The sequence below is a fragment of the Haloarcula marismortui ATCC 43049 genome, from assembly GCF_000011085.1.
GTDB classification, from domain to species: Archaea; Halobacteriota; Halobacteria; order Halobacteriales; family Haloarculaceae; genus Haloarcula; species Haloarcula marismortui.
Map to the genome: position 1 here is coordinate 1,865,945 of NC_006396.1, position 14,665 is coordinate 1,880,609.

15 protein-coding genes are annotated in these 14,665 nt (G+C 63.4%); 5 read left to right on the plus strand and 10 right to left on the minus strand.

Going from position 1 to position 14,665, the window contains the following annotated elements:
* Window positions 1-12: 12 nt before the first annotated feature.
* Window positions 13-405 carry a DUF5611 family protein gene (locus RR_RS13265; protein WP_004958411.1) on the plus strand — a complete coding sequence of 131 codons (393 nt, stop codon included), beginning with the start codon at window positions 13-15 and terminating at the stop codon, window positions 403-405.
* 398 nt (window positions 406-803) lie between these two features.
* On the opposite strand, the gene RR_RS13270 is transcribed toward RR_RS13265, so the two are convergent.
* The 3 genes from RR_RS13270 to sepF all read right to left on the minus strand — a co-directional run bounded on the left by RR_RS13270 (window position 804) and on the right by sepF (window position 2,995).
* Window positions 804-1,571, minus strand: coding sequence for an ABC transporter permease (locus tag RR_RS13270; RefSeq protein ID WP_004958413.1), 768 nt, complete (start codon window positions 1,569-1,571; stop codon window positions 804-806).
* Window positions 1,568-2,512 (minus strand): ABC transporter ATP-binding protein, encoded by a 945-nt coding sequence (locus tag RR_RS13275; RefSeq protein WP_004958416.1) that lies wholly within the window; start codon window positions 2,510-2,512, stop codon window positions 1,568-1,570. Before RR_RS13275 ends, RR_RS13270 begins: the two co-directional genes overlap by 4 nt.
* Before the next feature lie 123 nt (window positions 2,513-2,635).
* Complete coding sequence (gene sepF / locus RR_RS13280; RefSeq protein ID WP_049939172.1) at window positions 2,636-2,995, minus strand: cell division protein SepF; 360 nt, start codon at window positions 2,993-2,995, stop codon at window positions 2,636-2,638.
* A 145-nt stretch (window positions 2,996-3,140) separates the two neighbouring features.
* On the opposite strand from sepF, the gene RR_RS13285 reads away from it, so the two are divergent.
* A complete protein-coding gene (locus RR_RS13285) occupies window positions 3,141-3,560 on the plus strand; it encodes a hypothetical protein (RefSeq protein ID WP_011224022.1) in 420 nt (139 codons plus the stop codon).
* 22 nt (window positions 3,561-3,582) lie between these two features.
* Here RR_RS13285 and RR_RS13290 read toward each other — a convergent pair whose 3' ends face one another.
* Window positions 3,583-4,062, minus strand: a complete 480-nt coding sequence (locus RR_RS13290; protein ID WP_004958425.1) for an RNA-binding protein — start codon at window positions 4,060-4,062, stop codon at window positions 3,583-3,585.
* Window positions 4,063-4,157: 95 nt separating this feature from the next.
* On the opposite strand from RR_RS13290, the gene RR_RS13295 reads away from it, so the two are divergent.
* Entirely contained in the window at window positions 4,158-5,069 is a 912-nt protein-coding gene (locus RR_RS13295; protein ID WP_011224023.1) for a cobalamin-binding protein, read from the plus strand.
* Here RR_RS13295 and RR_RS13300 read toward each other — a convergent pair.
* The 6 genes from RR_RS13300 to RR_RS13325 form a co-directional block, all read right to left on the minus strand.
* Window positions 5,066-5,437 (minus strand): DUF5658 family protein, encoded by a 372-nt coding sequence (locus RR_RS13300; protein WP_007188657.1) that lies wholly within the window; start codon window positions 5,435-5,437, stop codon window positions 5,066-5,068. The two genes, RR_RS13295 and RR_RS13300, sit on opposite strands and share 4 nt — an antisense overlap.
* Window positions 5,438-5,532: 95 nt before the next feature.
* On the minus strand, window positions 5,533-6,348 hold the full coding sequence (locus RR_RS13305) for an SAMP-activating enzyme E1 (RefSeq protein WP_004958433.1): 816 nt from the start codon (window positions 6,346-6,348) through the stop codon (window positions 5,533-5,535).
* An 82-nt stretch (window positions 6,349-6,430) separates the two neighbouring features.
* Window positions 6,431-7,417: a methyl-accepting chemotaxis protein gene (locus RR_RS13310; RefSeq protein WP_004958436.1), complete on the minus strand. Its 987-nt coding sequence runs from the start codon at window positions 7,415-7,417 to the stop codon at window positions 6,431-6,433.
* An 89-nt stretch (window positions 7,418-7,506) separates the two neighbouring features.
* Window positions 7,507-9,009, minus strand: coding sequence for a carboxypeptidase M32 (locus RR_RS13315; RefSeq protein ID WP_011224024.1), 1,503 nt, complete (start codon window positions 9,007-9,009; stop codon window positions 7,507-7,509).
* An 88-nt stretch (window positions 9,010-9,097) separates the two neighbouring features.
* The gene (locus tag RR_RS13320; RefSeq protein WP_011224025.1) at window positions 9,098-10,264 is read right to left on the minus strand and encodes an acetamidase/formamidase family protein; all 1,167 of its coding nucleotides are present in this window, start codon (window positions 10,262-10,264) and stop codon (window positions 9,098-9,100) included.
* A gap of 185 nt (window positions 10,265-10,449) precedes the next feature.
* Window positions 10,450-11,532, minus strand: a complete 1,083-nt coding sequence (locus RR_RS13325) for a M20 family metallopeptidase (protein WP_011224026.1) — start codon at window positions 11,530-11,532, stop codon at window positions 10,450-10,452.
* Window positions 11,533-11,744: 212 nt separating this feature from the next.
* Here RR_RS13325 and uvsE point away from each other — a divergent pair, with 212 nt between their 5' ends.
* Together uvsE and RR_RS13335 are read left to right on the plus strand one after the other, a co-directional pair.
* The gene (uvsE, locus tag RR_RS13330; protein ID WP_011224027.1) at window positions 11,745-12,668 is read left to right on the plus strand and encodes a UV DNA damage repair endonuclease UvsE; all 924 of its coding nucleotides are present in this window, start codon (window positions 11,745-11,747) and stop codon (window positions 12,666-12,668) included.
* 83 nt (window positions 12,669-12,751) lie between these two features.
* Complete coding sequence (locus RR_RS13335; RefSeq protein WP_049938962.1) at window positions 12,752-14,629, plus strand: PINc/VapC family ATPase; 1,878 nt, start codon at window positions 12,752-12,754, stop codon at window positions 14,627-14,629.
* The last annotated feature ends 36 nt before the right edge of the window (window positions 14,630-14,665 follow it).

Below are 14,665 nucleotides of genomic sequence, written 5' to 3' on the forward strand. Positions count from 1 at the left end.
AAAAACTCGCCCATGCGAGAGTACAAGATGCGACGGGGCGAGCATCTCGAAGACCGCGTCCCTGACATGGAAGCGTTCGTCGAGGAGTACTTCGGCGAAGTAACCGACACAGAAGACTACGAGGGCAACGACCTGCTAGTCGTCGATGACCCCGACAACCCCGTGTTCGACCGGGTCGTCGCGGGTCGCGTCGAGTACGGCTCGAAGAAGGACAAAATCGCGCTTCATATCGATGAGCGACCGGCGGAGGACGTCATCGCAGAGGGCAACGTCGATGCGGCCGAGGACGCTGTCGCCATCAAGAACGATTTCCTGGAGGAGGCGACCGACCGCGACGCAAAGGCACGACGTGACTCGCTGAAGCGCTCGGTCGAGGACGACGCCGACGCCCCGGACAACGTCTAACGACGGCTGTCGGGCGTACACAGTCCGTGAGTGTGGCAGGCCGATACTGCGCTATCGTGTCCAGCCCGGTCCGCGTAGCTGTTCGGAAATTCTTCGATACCGTACACTGCCAGTATCACTCAGCGTCAGACGGGCGTCACATCTAAATACGCTTGTGGCATACATTCACATACGCCCCACCCGGAGGCGCACACAAGTATCCGGGACACGAGACACCACTCGTGATGCCACGGCAGCGGATTCCGGGGCAACCTGTCATAGTTTGTCCGCCCGCCGGAGCGGACCCAATCCGGCATTCGCGGCCAGGTCAGTTACCGAGCCGGCACTTCTGTTTTATTGGTGCGAGACCGGCGGCAGGGTTAGCTGATGGATGGGAAGCGGTGACGGACAGAACGGCGCTATTCGGCGAGTCCGTAGCCGCGCCTGAACAGCATGTAGTCGATTGACAGCACGACCACGGTCGTCCCAGTCAGGACGGCCAGCGACGTGTTCGGATCGATTTCGGTGACGCCGATCATGCCGTAACGGACGCCGTTGACCATGTATACCATCGGATTGAGAAGCGAGACGTTCCGCCAGAACGCCGGGAGGACTTCGAGCGAGTAGAACACCGCGCCGAAGAACACCAGCGGCCGGAGAATGAACTGGTTCATCACTGTCAGGTAGTCGAAGTCGCTCGCCCAGAGGCCGCCGATGACGCCGAGACCGCCGAACAGCGTGGTAATCACCAGCAGGAACGAGACGAGATACACGGGGTTAGCGACCGGAACCGGAGTGAATATCAGTCCCACGCCGACGATCAGCAGCGACGTGACGACCCCCCGGAGCGCGCTGGCTGAGACATAGGCCGCCACCATACTTCGGTTCGACATCGGCGAGGTGAGGACGGCCTGAATGTAATCGTTCCAGCGTCCGTGGAAGATAGTGAAAGAGGCGTTCTCGAAGCTGTCAGAGATGGCTCCGAGCACGACCAGTCCGGGGAGGACAAACTGGAGGTAGCTCACGCCAGCGATTTCACCGATTCGGCTCCCCAGAATCACACCGAACACGGAGAAGTACAGCGCGTTCGTGATGATCGGCGGGAGGAAGGTGTTGTACGGGCGACGGACGAACCGGAGGATTTCCCGACGGACCAGCGTCAGGAACTGCGTCGTGTTCTGGTTCATGCGGACACCTCCGCGTACTCGCGGTCGTCGCGGGTCATGTCGACGAACACCTCTTCGAGCGACGCGCGGCGGATGTCCAGTGAGGTGACGGTGTGGCCCTGCGCTTCGAGTTCGCGCATGATGGCCGGCGCAGTCTGGCTCCCGCCCATCGCGGTGACGGCCAGCCCTTCGTCGGTTAGTTCGATATCGGTGATGCCCTCAACGTCGAGTTTCGGGGCCGTCCGCGGCATCTTGGCTAGTTCGAGGACGATAGTGTCTGTGCCGCGGGCCATCAGGTCGTCGGGGGTCGCCACCTCGACTTTCCGCCCGTCGTCCATGATTGCAACCCGGTCACAGAGGCGTTCGGCCTCCTCGATGTAGTGGGTCGTCAGCAAAATCGTCGTCCCAGCGTCGTTCATCCGGTTGATGATATCCCAGAGGTCGTGGCGAAGCTGGACGTCGACCCCGGCCGTCGGCTCGTCGAGGATGAGCAGGTCCGGGTCGGAGACCAGCGCACGAGCGAGGACGAAGCGGCGTTTCATGCCGCCGGAGAGCCAGTCGAAGCGCGTGTCCCGCTTGTCCCAGATACCGACCGTCTTCAGCGCGTCTTCGGCGCGCTCGCGGGCCTCAGCCCGACCGATGCCGTGGTAGCCCGCCTTGTGTTCGAGCACCTCGATGATGGGGAAAAAACGGTCGACGTTGAACTCCTGTGGCGCGACACCGATGCGGTCGCGGGCCTCCCGGTAGTCATCTTCCACATCGAAGCCGAACACCTCGGCGGTCCCGCGGTCCTTGTGGACGAGACCGACCAGCGTGTTGATAAACGTCGTCTTGCCGGCTCCGTTTGGCCCGAGCAACCCGAAGAATTCTCCTTGCTCAACTGTCAGTTCTAGGTCATCGAGCGCCTGCACATCGCCGTAGCGCTTCTGTAACCCACTGGCGCGTATCGCCGGTTCAGTCATTGCCGCCCTTAGCGTGGCGACACCGAAAAACGCATTGAAGCCCCCGAAAACCGGCAGTTAGAGTGATACAGGCTGACAAGATCGACCGAACAACAAGGTCGCGCCGACCGGACTGTCACACTCCTATCGGCCGAGTCGTTCCCGGGCGATGCCGACGCCGGCGGGGGTGATGATGAGCTGGTCGTCGTCCTTCTGGACGATATCGCCGCCGACTTCGTTGGCGACCTGCTTGAGTTCGTCGCTGATGTGTTCCATCGTGCGGTCCTGTGTGGAGTGGCGCGTGATGTCCGCGACGACCACATCGCCGTCGTAGACGGCGTCCTTGATGTCAATGACGTCCTGCTTGTCGCTGATGCGGGCGATACGGACCTGGCGTTCGAGTTCCGTCCCGGTCATCTCGAATTCGTTCGCGTTCAGTTCGACGTAATCCTCGGTGTTCCGAGAGGATCCAGACTCCCCGAGGATCTTGCTCATCAGTCCCATGTCACTCACGGCGTGCGCTACCCGTTTCAACTTTTCGTCCATCGAACGTATCACCACAGCACACCCTGATCTACCGTGGTGAGGACCGAGAGCGGTGTGGGCTGCACAAAACGTTATGCAGGTGATCGGACAACTATCGACACAGATGCGCCTACCCTCCATCGGAACGGCTCCCAGTACCGTCGCAGCCGCGGGCGGCATCCTCTATGCTGTCGGCGTGCTGTCGTGGCTGTTTGCAAACAGCGTCCACTTCTCGTCACATGACTCAACGAGCCTCGCGTTTGGGGCCAGCTACGCCGTCATCGGGATGTTTCTCATGGGTGCCGTCCCGCTGTATCTCTGTAGCCGGCTCTCGCTCGTTACGCCGGTGTTCGTGACGCTCTGGCTACTCGGCAATACGGTGTATGAATGGCTCTACGGGATACATCTCCACCCGCTGTCGTCGTATCTCACTGTCTGGCCCCTGTTGCTCGGTATTGCCGTCGGAGCCGGTGTCATTGAAGCGGGTGTCAGGATCGGTCTAAGCCGTGGTGTCGACCGGTTCGGGCTCCGACCGCTGGTGTGACTGGCGCGAGGCCAGCACTGTGCTACACTGAAAACTCGAACAGGTCGTCGCCGACGTGGTGGAGCGACTTGACGACTTTCCCGCTGTCGCCGACCATGTCGTCGCCGTCGGTCTGTGCGCGGCCGACAGCGAGAAACTTCCCGTGGGACTCCTCGTTGATGACGACCAGGTCGTCCGCACTGATGTCGTCGTCGGCCTCGGTGATACCCGGCCGCATGATGTCAGCGCCGTCCGAGACAAAGGAGACGGCCCCGGCGTCCACAGTGACGATGTGTTTCTCCGGCGGGTACTGATTAGCTCCCTGAACGGTCAGGAACGGTTCGCCGTTCAGATAGAGGACGAGCGGGTCGCCGTCGACGAGGACGACATCCCAGTCGCTGTCGTCGAACTCGACCTTTTCGAAGCTGTCCGCGTCGAGTTCGACACCGAGGTTCTCCGACAGCGCCGTCGTGATGGTGTCGACCTCGTCCGAACGGAGGTGGTGTCGCGACTTGACTTCCATGCTCGCGTCTCGTCGGCGACAGAGGGTAAGCGTAACGAAGCGTGTGGGCGATGTGACGGACGCAGGTTTTTGTCCGCGCGGGCCAAGGTCAGAGTATGCGAGTCGTCACGCTCCTGCCCTCGGCGACGGAAATCGTCTACGCGCTCGGCGTCGAGCCGGTCGGTGTCTCACACGAGTGCGACCATCCGCCGGCGGCCCGCGAGAAGCCGTCAGTCAATCGCTCGCGTGTCGACCCGACGGCATCGAGTGGCGAGATCAACGAACAGGTCGCTGCTGTCGAGGAGAGCGACGGCGTCTACGCCATCGACCGCGAGACACTCGCGGAACTGGAGCCAGACCTCATTGTCACGCAGGGCGTCTGTGACGTGTGTGCCGTCGACCATGTGGTGGTCGCTGAGGCTGTCGAGGAACTGGGGCTGGACACCGACGTGCTAACGCTCGATGTCCACAGTCTCGACGGCCTGTTCGAGTCCATCCACCGGGTCGGCGCGGCGGTCGGGCGCGACGAGCGCGCTGCCGAACTCGTTGCGGACCTCCGGGAGCGCGTCGCAGCAGTGGAAACAACAGCGACACGAGGCGAGACGACGCCCCGCGTGGCGGTGCTCGACTGGCTCGACCCGGTGATGGCTGCCGGGCACTGGGTCCCGGAGATGATCGAGATGGCGGGCGGCACCTACGGGATGGAGGAAGACGGCGCTCACTCCCGGCCGCGCGAGTGGGAAGAAGTCGTCGAATACGACCCCGAAGTGCTGGTGGCTGCACCGTGTGGTTTCGACGTGGCACAGACCCGCGAGAACCTCACAGACCTGACCAGACGACCCGGGTTCGACGACCTGACTGCGGTTCGGGACGGCCGGGCGTACGTGATTGACGGCCACCACTACGTGAATCGGTCGGGGCCGCGACTCGTGGACACGCTTGAGTTTCTGGCGGCGCTTGTCCACCCAGACCTGTTCGAGACGCCACCGCGGGACGCCGTCGTCGAACTCGGGACGGTCCGGGCCTAGGCGGCGGCCGCAGCCAGACCGACGTAAGTGTTGCCGAGGACGACAACCGCGCCGAGGGCGACGACAGTCAGGAGCCAGGCCCGCCACAGCGGGACCCGCTCGACCACGTTGCGGCACTCCAGCAGGACGACGCCGACGTAGAGAACGACAGCCATCTTCAGGGCAATCACGAGCAGCGGTTCGTGGATAAGGAGGGTCCGTATCCAGGGGTTCGCTTCCAGTCCCGGTCCGGCAAACTGCGCGGCGAACAGCGTCGACAGCGCATCGCCGAAGCCCCAGACGAGCACCAGCGAGAACACCAGTTCGACGTAGCTGGGCTTTTCAAGGCGAACGGAGAAGGGGTGAGAGGCGTGGTCGGGCTGGGACATGTGAGTCGATACCGTTACTCGGGGCTATCGGTGCATAAACCTCGGTTCCACAGTATCAGCCGTGAGAATTAGACGGGAGGACGGAGCGGTTCCAGTCAGTCCTCGGCGAGCGAACAGCGGCCCTCGTAGCTGGCGTCGGCGACGCTCGCGATGGCGGGGTCGTCGCCACACACCGGGCAGTCCGGCTTGGGCGCGATAGGGACCTCCTCGAAAGACATCTCGGCGGCGTCGTAGGCGACGAGCCGCCCCTCTAGCGTCTCGCCGTAGTCCATCGCAAGCTTGACGACTTCGGTTGCTTGCATACATCCGATAGTGCCCGGGAGCACACCGAGAACGCCCGCAGTCGCGCAGTCGGGGACGGTGCCCTCCGGCGGTGCTTCGGGGAACAGACAGCGGTAACACGGACTGTCGCCCGAAAACGTCGTCACCTGCCCCTCGAACTGGAAGATCGCCCCGTGGGAGAACGGCGTGCCCGAGAGCGTACAGGCGTCGTTGACGAGAAAGCGCGTGGCGAAGTTGTCGGAGGCGTCGACAACGATGTCGTAGTCGGCCACCAGGTCGGTCGCGTTCTCCCGCGCCAGCCGCAGTTCGTGGCGGTCGACGGTCACGTCGGGATTGAGTCCCGTGACGAACTCAGCGGCGCTGTCAACTTTTGACCGGCCAACGTCGTCGTCCTTGTGGATGACCTGCCGCTGGAGATTCGACCGTTCAACCACGTCGTCGTCGACGATTCCGAGCCGCCCGATGCCCGCAGCCGCGAGATACTGGAGGACTGGTGCGCCGAGGCCGCCGGCCCCGATGACCAGCACATCGGTGTCGAGCAGTGTGGCCTGCCCCTCCGGCCCAACGTCGTTCATGATGATGTGCCGGGAGTAGCGGTCAAGCTGTTCTGGGTCCAGATCCGGTCGCATAGTGGTCGTACGCCACCCGGAGGAATAAACGACTGGTTCGTCTCGGGCGTTTCGAGCTGTAGGGCTGATAAATCCAGACTGCTCAGTTGTTGCGCTGGAGGTCCGCGACAAGGTCGTCTATCGCCTGATTGATGTCGGTGAGAAGGTCTGTTTGCCCATCGGATTCGTCGGCGATGTCAGCCGTACTGTCGGCGATATCTTCGGCTGTATCCGTGGACTGGTCGATCATGCTCGCCACTTCCTCAGTCGAAGCAGCCTGCTGGTCCGTGGCCGTCGCGACCTCCTCGATACCGTTGTTGACCTCGCGGACGGTGTCGTCGATCTCTCCGAGAATCTGGGTCGATTCCTCGACGGTGTCGATACCCTCGTCGATCTCGTTGTTGCTCTCTTCGAGGCTCTCGACGGCGTTCTCGGTATCGTCCTGAATACCGTCGATCATCTGCTCAATGGTCGTCGCCTGCTCCTGTGACTCCTCGGCGAGGCTCTTGACCTCGTTTGCGACAACGGCGAATCCTTCGCCTGCCTCGCCAGCGCGAGCGGCCTCGATGGACGCGTTCAGCGCCAGCATGTTGGTCTGGTCAGCGATGTCGTTGATGACATCGACGATCTCGTCGATCTCCTGAACGCTCTGCTGTATCGTCTTGACGTCCTCGGCGACGCTGTCGGCTGCCTGCTGGATGTTCTCCATCGCCTCATGGACGTCGTCAGCGTTCCCCTGTCCGCGCTCGGCGAGTTCCTTCGCTTCGCGGGAGGCCGCAGAGACCTCTTCGGACGACGAGGCGATCTGCTCGACCGACGCAGAGAGGTTCGACACTTCGTTTGCGATGTCCGTCAGGCTCTCGTACTGCTCGGTGGCCTGTTCGCGGATGTCGGCGGTTTCCTCGGCGATACCGACCGACGACCCCTCCAGCTCGGCCAGCATCGTCTGAATCTCGCTTGCAGCGGTGTGGCTGTAGCCGGCCTCCGTGTCGATGTCCTCCGAGATATCGTCCTGAATATCCGCGTCGATATTGTCGTCGATTCCCGACCCTGTTTGGCTCGGTACATTTTCCGTCGGTCTCTCAGCCATAGTAGTCGTCACAATGAGCGGGGAATATAAAACGAGTTGCCCAATAATATCAGAGTCGATATCTGGAACGACGTTTGTCGACCGTCGTGTCAGCAGTCGTACAGCGCGCGGTACTTCTCGTCGGCGTAATCGAGGAAGTGCTCGGCGGTGAAGGATTCACCCGTCGCCTCCTCGACGAGGTCGTCGGTCCGGTAGCGAGCGCCGTGCTGGTGGACGTGTTCGGTGAGCCAGTCGTGGATCGGGCCGAACTCGCCGGCTCGGACGTGGTCGTCGAAGCCGTCGATGTCCTGCCGAGCGTGGTGGTCCAGTTGCGCGGCCAGCACCGACCCGAGCGTGTAGGTGGGGAAGTACCCGAAGGCCCCGTTGGTCCAGTGGATGTCCTGCAGGCAGCCCTCGGCGTCGGTGTCGGGGCGGATACCGAGATACTCTTCCATCTTGTCGTTCCAGACCTCTGGCACGTCTTCGACGTCGAGGTCCCCACGGATGAGGTCTCGCTCGATTTCGAAGCGAACGATGATGTGCATATGGTAGGTCAGTTCGTCCGCTTCGACCCGGATGAGGTTGTCGTCGTACACCTCGTTGGACGCTTCGTAGAACTGCTGGGCGGTGGCGTCGGTCCCGAGATGGTCGTTGGCCGTCTCGGTGAAGAAATCCCAGAATGGACGCGAGCGACCGACGTGGTTCTCCCAGAAGCGCGACTGGGACTCGTGAACGGAGAGGTCGCGGTTGTCGCCCAGCGGCGTGCCATAGTCCTCCTGTGGCAGGCCGAGCGTGTAGGTGGCGTGGCCGAACTCGTGGATGGTCGAGCCCAGCGCGTCCAGCGGGTCCTCGGGGGTAAAGCGGGTGGTGACGCGGGCGTCGAACTGCGTCCCCATCGAGAACGGATGAGGGGCAGTGTCGAGGCGGCCGCGGTCCCAGTCGTAGCCCAGCACGTCGAGCGCCGTCTCGACGAGGTCGTGCTGCGTGTCGTCGTCGTACGTCCCTTCGAACGGGTCGGCCAGCGTCACGTCGCTGTCGCCGATATCGTCTATGAGCGGGACGAGCGCGTCTCGAAGGTCCGTCAGTACGTCCTCGGCGGTGTCAATGCCGAGGTACGGTTCGTACTCCTCGAACAGCACCTCGTAGGGGTCGCGGTCGGGGTCAATGGCCGCGGCGTACTCCCGGCGGAGTTCGACCAGTTCTTCGAGCGTGTCGGCGAAGGCGTCGAAGTCGTCCTCGGCCTTGGCCTCTTTCCAGACCGGCAGGGCGTTCGAAGACGCCTCGGAGATGCGTTCGACCAGATCGGCTGGAACTCTGGTGGCTCGCTCGTGGTCCCGCCGGACTTCTCGAACGACCGCTTCCTGTTCGGGGTCGAGTTCGGCGTCGTCGAGTTCGTCCAGCCAGTCAGCCAGAGCATCGTCGGTCAGCAGTTCGTGATGGAGCGTCGAGATGGCGGAGGTCTGCTTCGCCCGGGCCGGCGTCCCGGCGTCGGGCATCATCACCTGCTGGTCCCAGTTGAGGACGCCGCCGGCGTCCCCGACGTAATGGAGGCGGCGGACGTGATCCAGAAACTGCTCGTACGTGGACTCGCTGTCCTCGCTCGCTGTTGCCATACGGCGGGGTTAGGCCGGCGACGGTAAAGACCCGATGCCGCCGGTAAGGGGTGCACCGGTCAGCCCCGCCAGGCTGGACCGTGCTCGCTCAGAAGCTCTCCCCGAGCGTCTGCGGGTCGATTTCAAAGCCGTCGGTGAAGATACCCTTCGGGATTTTGCCGTGAATGCCTTTGTTGATATCGACTATCTGCGAGACGTTGAAATTCCCGGCAAGGCTCAGTAGTCGGTACGCCTCCGTCGGTGTCATATCCTTCTGGTGGACGAGCAGCGATATCGCTTCCCTGAGAGCCTGCTCCATCGCGTTGTCGAGGTCGTCGTTAATTCCCATAACGTAGACATCCTCGTCGGTCTCGGCAACGGGCCAGTCCATCTGCTGGGCGTCCTTGTGCAGCGTGAACCGGAACGTTGGCGTCAGCGACGTCTCCAGGGCAGTGAGGTCGACCTCGCCGTTGCCCTGAAGCGCGTGCCCGTCGCCGGTGAAAAACAGCGCGCCCGGGGCGAACACCGGGAAGTAGAGCGTCGTCCCGACGCCGGTGCCCTGAATGTCGATGTTGCCGCCGAACGGACCCGGCGGGACCGAGTTCACCCGCCCCGTAGTCGCCGTCGGACCGACGGCCATGATTCCCTGGAACGGGTCCAGCGGGATTTCGGTCGTGTCGCTGAGTTCGGCCACCCCTCGGTCGAGGTCGAACTCGATTACCTCACTGTCGTTCCACGTGAACTCCGAGGGGAGGCCGCCCTTTCGCTGTCGCATCGTGTTCGCGCCGTAGGGAACGCGGAAGTCGATATCAAGCACTTCGACCTCCAGCACGTCGCCCGGTTCGGCGTCCTCAATGTACACCGGCCCGGTGACGACGTGCGGCCCGGCTCCATCGTGTGGGACCTCCTCGTAGACGCTGACCTGATCCTCTAGGATGTCCGACTCCGGAATCCCCGCATTCGTGAAGAACTCCTCCGGCCCCGGCTGGTCCTCTAAGATGCCCTCGTGGGATATCGTCTCGATTTGGACGACCGAGCCAGATTCGACACGTTCTATGGGCTCTTTCGTCGGGTCGATCGCGCCCCAGACCACGTTCTCGGTCGTCGATTCGACGACGGTATCGACTTCGTAGGAGTCGCCTCCCTCCTGTGTGTCTGTCCCGTCGTCGGCCTGTGCGGCCGCGATGTCGACGTTGTCCCCGAGAACCTGTGAGCCGGTCCCTGCTCCGAGGAGACCCAGCGCGCCTGCCGCTTTCATGAGTCGTCTTCGTTTCATCGCTCCACGTCGCGGGAAGTGTCTGTCATGTAAAAGGACAGACGAAATAACAATTATTTCGTCAACCAAACATCAATACACCAGATTACGAACGATAGTCGACCGTTCGTCGTATTTTCTTCCGAATTACAAAACAGACATAGACAGTCGCGCTCGCTCCGGAGCGGAGTCCACTCGGTGATGGCTTAGCGGGACGGCCACGACGCAGCGACGCGCTCATATACGTCCTGACATCGCTCAACGACGGCCAGCGACACGCTCTCGTCGGCGGTGTGAGCCTCGCCGGGCTCAGCCGCGCCGACGATGACGCAGTCCGTTCCGGCCTGTGCGAGCCAGCCGGCGTCGGTCGCGTGCGGTTTGACGACGTGTTCGGGCGTCCCGTCCTGAGCGGTGGTAGCGGCGTCCAGCACTGCGTCCGCAAAGTCGGCGTCGCCACAGGCCATCGGCGGGAGGTCCTGGTCGACGCGCCAGGTCACGCCATCGATGGCTTCGACCCTGTCAAGCGGCGCGCGTTCGCCGGGGACCGTCCGCTCGTCTACTGTGGCCGCACACCGCTCGGGGATGACGTTCCAGGCCGAGCCCCCGTCAATCTCGGTGACCGCGACGCTCCCGCGCATTTCGTGCCCGAGGACGGTTGTCGACGGAAAGTCGAGATCCCGGACCACGTCGACGGCGTCGGTCACGCGGTAGATAGCGTTCGCGCCGGCCTCTGGTTCGCTGGCGTGGGCCGCTGCGCCGTTGGCGACGATGGTCGACCCCCGCCGGCCCTTGTGCGCGACGGCCACGTCCGTCGTTCCGGGTGCAGAGTAGCCGGTCGACCCCTCGCCGACGACGGCGTAGTCGGGCGCGAAACCGTCCTCGATAGCGGCCTGACAGCCGACGCCACCCTGTTCCTCGCCGACGAAAGAAGCGAAGACCAGTTCGCCGGCGGGGTCGGCGTCCCGGAAGGCAAGCATCGCCGCGGCGACACACCCTTTCATGTCCGCCGTGCCGCGGCCGTAGAGGCGGCCGTCGCGCTCCTCGACGACGTACTCGCCGTCGGCACCGACCTGCGACCCGTCCGGTGGGACCACATCGTGGTGGCCGACGAAGGCGAGCGAGTCGTCGCCCTGGCCCTTGCGGGCGATGACGTTCCCGTGGTCGTCACGGGTGACTCGTGCGTCGGTGTGGTCCCGGAGCCACGCTGTGATGTACTCCCCAGCAGCCGCTTCGTCGTCGTGACTGGGGATCGAAACGAGGTCACGAGTCAGCGATGTGAGCGTGTCCATATCCGTGGGTCGGGAGCCCGCGGAACAAAAATCCGCGGCAGGCGATGCTTGCGTTGGCTGGCCCACGCCGACCCGGTCCGAAAGATGGGCGTCAGTCCACCGGTGACTCTGTATCAGGCCTGAAACGGGTTGGAGGGGCGCAGTTTTCGCTGAGACTTCTGGTGTCCGTTTCGAACCGAACACCTGTGTGTCCCGAGCGGTAATACTCGGTAATGCTGGGCTACGCGGCGATGAACCGGACGCTTCGAGAGCGTGACCCGCCTCGCCGGTGCAATCGCGACATGCAGAAGAAGACCTGGGAATCCGAGGGTATCGAGTACGCGGCCACGCTCGCTGCGCAGAACTTCGAGGACCTGCGCGAGATTCTGCTGTGGAATCGCGACCACGGCATCGACTTCTATCGCTGTAGCTCCAAACTCGTCCCGTGGAACTCACAGTTCGACATTACTGCCCTGCCGAACTACGAGCGGGTCCAGTCACTGGCAGCGGAGTGTGGTGCGCTCGTACAGGACAACGATATGCGTCTGACCTTTCACCCGAGCCACTGGTGCAAGCTGGCGAGTGAGTCCGACGACACCGTCGCTCGTTCCGTCGAGTCGGTCGAACACCACGGCCGCTGGCTCGACCTGATGGGGGTCCCGCGGTCGCCGCGGTACGCGATTAACGTCCATATCGGCGCTCATTACGGTGACAAGGCGGCGACAGCCGACCGGTTCTGCGATGTCGTCAGCGACCTTGCACCACGGGCTCGCGACCGGCTGACTGTCGAAAACGACGACACCGAGTCGCTGTGGAGCGTTCAGGAACTCGTCACGGATGTCGCCAGTCAAGTCGATATTCCTGTGACGTTCGATTATCACCATCACAGCTTCACCGACCGCGGGCTCACCTATCGTGAAGGGTTCGAGTTGGCCCGGGAAACGTGGGATGGCGCCCGGCCGATCACACATTACTCGGAGCCGGCGCGCCTCCGGCCCGACAGCGATGCGAGCCCACAGGCACACGCTGACCACGTCGCTGCTGTCCCGACGTGGCTCACCGAACAATCGGACGTGATGGTTGAATCCCACGGCAAGGAACGGTCGTTGTTTCGCCTGCGGGCGGCTGACGCCGACCGTGTGCCAGGCACGGAGTGAGCAGGCACGCTATTCGGTGTCGAACGTCGGTCCGGAGCGGGAGACTCCACACCCTTATGAACGGCAGTCTCCAACGTTCGCATATGGAAATTGTACCGGACACGAGCGTGGTCATCGACGGCCGCGTGTCCGACCAAGTGAAGGCTGATGCCGACCCTGACACGGATGTCGACGGCATGGGCTTTGCCGGCGCGACGGTCGTCGTTCCCGAGGCCGTCGTCGGCGAACTCGAAGCACAGGCGAACGATGGCCGCGAGACGGGCTGGGAAGGACTCGAAGAGCTCCAAACACTCGTCGACCTGGCTGAGGAAGGCACCATCGACGTGGAGTACGTCGGCCGGCGGCCCGATGCCATCGAAAAGCGCGAGGCCGGCGAAGGCCAGATTGACGCGCTCATCCGGGATATCGCCGGTGACCGCGACGCGACGCTCGTGACCAGCGACGACGTCCAAGCCGAAGTCGCCCGCGCGAAGGGTCTCGCAGTGGAGTTTGTCGACCCGGTGAAGCGAACAGTCGACCGCCTGCAGATAGAGAACTTCTTCGACGAGGGGACGATGAGCGTCCACCTCAAGGTCGGTGTCGAGCCCTACGCCAAGAAGGGCTCTATCGGCGATATGCAGTACACGCCGATCCGCGACAGTCCCGCGACGGAGAGCGAACTCCGGGAGTACGCTGCCGACATCGAGGAGAGCGCACGCGCATCGCCGGACGGCTTCCTCGAACTCGACGAGCCCGGCATGACAATCACGCAGTTCCGGGACTACCGAATCGCCATCGCGCGGCCACCCTTCTCGGACGCACTCGAAATCACGGCCGTTCGGCCTATCGTCAAGACCGAACTGGACGACTACGAGTACGCTGACGAACTGCGGGACCGCTTCACCGAACACCAGCGCGGCGTCCTCATCTCCGGTTCGCCCGGGGCCGGGAAGTCCACCTTCGCGCAGGCGGTCGGCGAGTTCCTCGTCGACGCCGACTACGCGGTCAAGACGATGGAGAAACCGCGGGACCTGCAGGTCGGCCCGAACATCACGCAGTACACCGAACTCGGCGGCTCGATGGAGAAGACCGCCGACTCGCTGTTGATGGTCCGGCCGGACTACACCATCTACGACGAGGTGCGCAAGACCGACGACTTCGAAGTGTTCGCGGATATGCGACTGGCCGGCGTCGGCATGGTCGGCGTCGTCCACGCAACCCGCGCCATCGACGCGCTCCAGCGGCTTATCGGCCGCGTTGAACTTGGGCTCATCCCCCAGATCGTCGACACCGTCGTCTACATTGAAGCCGGGGAGGTCGACACGGTCTACGACGTGACGACCGAAGTCAAGGTCCCGCAGGGGCTCATGGAGGAAGACCTCGCGCGACCGGTCATCATGGTCAAAGACTTCGAGACCAACCGGCCGGAGTTCGAGATCTACACGTTCAACAACCAGGTCGTCACCGTCCCGCTGGGCGACGACGAGGACGAGCAGGACTCCGGCGTCGACCGCCTTGCAAAGCAGGAGGTCGAGCGCGAGATCCGCTCCATCGCGCGGGGCCACGTCGAGGTCGAGCTCCGCGGGCCCAACACCGCTGTCGTCTGGGTCGAGGACGACGACATCTCACAGGTCATCGGGAAGGGCGGCGGCCGCATCTCCGACGTGGAGAACCGCCTCGGTATCGACATCGACGTGCGGACCTTCGAGGAACGACCGTCCGGGCCGTCGGGCGGCCCCCAGACCGACTCCGGCGGCAAGCAGGGCGAAATCGTCCAGCCGGAAGTCACCTCGCGGCACGTCATCGTCCCGCTCGACGGTCACGCCGGTGACACGGTCGAACTGCAGGCCGACGGCGAGTACCTCTTTACCGCGACAGTCTCCCGTGGCGGCGAGATTCAGGTCTCGCGCGGGTCGGGCATCGCCGAGGAACTGGAGCGAGCTATCGACCGCGGAAGCACGATTACCGTCGTGCCGTCGTAGGGTTCGGCGAGCAAGCCGGTCGTGCGGTTATCGCCG